The sequence below is a fragment of the Hymenobacter agri genome (assembly GCF_054778495.1).
Window position 1 is genome coordinate 1 of sequence record NZ_BAAGZM010000628.1, and the last position, 2427, is coordinate 2427.

At 62.8% G+C, this 2427-nt stretch carries 2 protein-coding genes and 1 pseudogene; 1 reads left to right on the top strand and 2 read right to left on the bottom strand.

Annotation, left to right across the window (positions count from 1 at the left end; genetic code table 11):
- Window positions 1-184 (top strand): annotated as a pseudogene (locus ACYVDE_RS20330) (hypothetical protein); the annotation flags it as partial.
- Between the two features lie 3 nt (window positions 185-187).
- On the opposite strand, the gene ACYVDE_RS20335 reads toward ACYVDE_RS20330, so the two are convergent.
- Together ACYVDE_RS20335 and ACYVDE_RS20340 are read right to left on the bottom strand one after the other, a co-directional pair.
- A complete protein-coding gene (locus tag ACYVDE_RS20335; protein WP_460503361.1) occupies window positions 188-871 on the bottom strand; it encodes a LytR/AlgR family response regulator transcription factor in 684 nt (227 codons plus the stop codon).
- A gap of 120 nt (window positions 872-991) precedes the next feature.
- Window positions 992-2095: a sensor histidine kinase gene (locus ACYVDE_RS20340; protein WP_460503362.1), complete on the bottom strand. Its 1104-nt coding sequence runs from the start codon at window positions 2093-2095 to the stop codon at window positions 992-994.
- Window positions 2096-2427 lie beyond the last annotated feature (332 nt).

The following is a 2427-nucleotide window of genomic DNA, read 5'->3' on the forward strand; positions in this document are numbered from 1 at the left end:
CCGCGCCATGCAGGCCGAGCAGCGCGCCGGCTCGCTCGACGCCGGCAAGCAGGCCGATGTGCTCATCGTCGACGGCAACCCGCTGGCGCAAATCCGTGACCTGCGCCGGGTGCATTTGGTGGTGAAAAACGGCCAAGTGTACGAGCCGGCCCAAATGCGCAAGCTGGCCGACTACGTGCACTAACGTCTACTTCTTAAACCAGGCCAGCAGCTCGGGCTTGTACGACTGACCGATGGGAATCAGGCTGCCGTCGATAAGCTCAATTTGCTCGGGCTGCAGGCGGCGGATATGGGCCGCGCCCACGATAAACGAGCGGTGCACGCGCCCAAAATCGGGGCCGAGCAGGTCGGCCATTTCCTTCATGGTGGCGTGGTGCAGGTGGGTTTTGGCGGTCGTCACCACCTTCACGTAGTCCTTGCAGCCCTCCACGTACTGAATGTCGCGGTACGGCACCTTGTACAGGTTGCCCTGGTCTTTGAGCAGCAGCGACTTTTCTTCCTCAGCCGGGGCGGCCGCCACTTGCAGGCGGCCCGTAGCCTTGCGAAACCGCTCGTAGCTAAAGGGCTTGAGCAGGTAGTCGAGCACTTCCAGCTCGTAGCCCTCATAGGCGTATTCGCGGTAGGCGGTGGTGAGGATGGTTTTGGGCGGGTTCTTCAGCGTGCGCAGGAAGGCCAGCCCGTTTATCAGCGGCATTTCGATGTCGAGAAACAGCAAATCGACGGGCTGGCTGCCGAGGTGCTCGTGGGCTTCCATGGCGTTGCGGCAAGTGCCGGTGAGCACCAGGCCGGGCGTTTGGGCAATGAACTGCGTGAGCACCTGGTGGGCCAGCGGCTCGTCATCGACAATCAGGCAGCGAATGGGGGAGGACATGGGGCAAAGATGCGGCCCAAATGAAGTAGAGACGCAACATTTTGCGTCTCGTCGTTGAACGACTTGCGTTTATACCGCCTTGCGATTCCGTTCAACGACGAGACGCAAAATGTTGCGTCTCTACCCGTTCAACACCACTTCGGCCCGGTACCGGCCCGCCTGCTCCGACAGCGTCAGCTCGTGCGCGTCGGGGTAATACAGCTGCAGCCGCTGGCGGATGTTCACCAGGCCGATGCCGCCGCTGCGCTTGCCGCTGGGTGCGGCCGCAGACATATCCGGCAGCATGTCGTTTTCGATGACGAAATGCAGCCGGCCAGATGAGGCCGTGAGTGTGGCCTCCACGCTGGCCTTATCGGAAAAATGGTGGCGGCCGTGCTTGAAGCTATTTTCCACCAGCGGCAGCAGCAGCAGCGGTGGCACCTGGCGGCCGGCCATCTCGCCGTGGGTGCGCAGCTCGATGCGGGCCCCGGCGTACTTGCGCTGTTCCATCTCGAAGTAGTTTTCGAGAAACACCACTTCTTCGGGCAGCGCGATAAACTCCTTGCCGCTGTCGTAGAGCACGTAGCGCATCAGCTCCGAGAGCAGCAGAATGAAGCGCGGTGTTTCGGGCGAGCCGGCCAGGCTCAGGCCGTAGATGCTGTTGAGGGTATTGAACAAAAAGTGCGGCTGCAGCTGGCTTTTGAGCTGCGTGAGCTGCAGGGCCAGGTGGTCGCGCTCCAATAGCCGGCGGCGCGTTTCCTGCTCGAAGGCCGCCCGTACGAAGGCCACGCAGCCAAAGGCCAGCATATCGGTGAGCAACAGCCCCAGCACCGGGTTCTGGATGCCCAGCAGCTGCTTCGGCGTGATGGCGGCGTAGAAGTGGTAGAAATCGACCAGCACCGGCGGCACGGCTATCGGGCTGAACAGCAGCGCCATCAGCCAGCTGTTCAGCTTGATGCCCCACCACAGGTACAGCAACGAGCCCACCGCCAGCAGCGCGTAGCGACGCTGCCGCAGCAGCCGCGGCACCAGCCAGCGGTACCAGGGCAACACGTACAGCGTGGCCAGCAGCGCAAACAGCATGAGCTGCGGAAAAGGGAAGTTGGCCCGGGCCGGCCGGTGCTGGTGGGCGGCTTCTTCGAGGTAGAAGCTGTACTTGTAGATGCCCACGTACAGGCTCCAGATGAGGAGTTCGAAGATGAACGGGAAGCGACTGGGGCGGTCGGCGGGGGCGGTGGGTTGCATGGGGCGAAGGTGGCGGGTTTTGGGCCGGGAAACAGCGGGCGGTGGGCGGTTTTTCGACTAAGCCGGGGATTTTTTCGACTAAAAAACCGGGCCGGGCTTTTCGTCGGAAAGTGGCCGGGCGTGGTCGAAAAGGTAGAAAAAGGGGTTCGGGGGCGTCGTTGCTTTGTCCCATTCCCAGCCGGTTAGCGGCTCGGGGCTCTGCTTCAGCAACCGCTTTTTTCTGCACCATGAAAACCTCCGCCACCTCTTTTCTGCTCCTTTCGGCCCTGGCCGCCGTGCCCGCTGCCGCCCATGCCCAAACGCCCGCCCCGTCTGCCGTCGGCACCACCCGC

Excerpts from the sequence above, each read along its gene's own strand:
- ACYVDE_RS20335 (WP_460503361.1), bottom strand. The coding sequence starts at position 871 with ATGTCCTCCCCCATTCGCTGCCTGATTGTCGATGACGAGCCGCTGGCC.
- ACYVDE_RS20340 (WP_460503362.1), bottom strand. The coding sequence starts at position 2,095 with ATGCAACCCACCGCCCCCGCCGACCGCCCCAGTCGCTTCCCGTTCATC.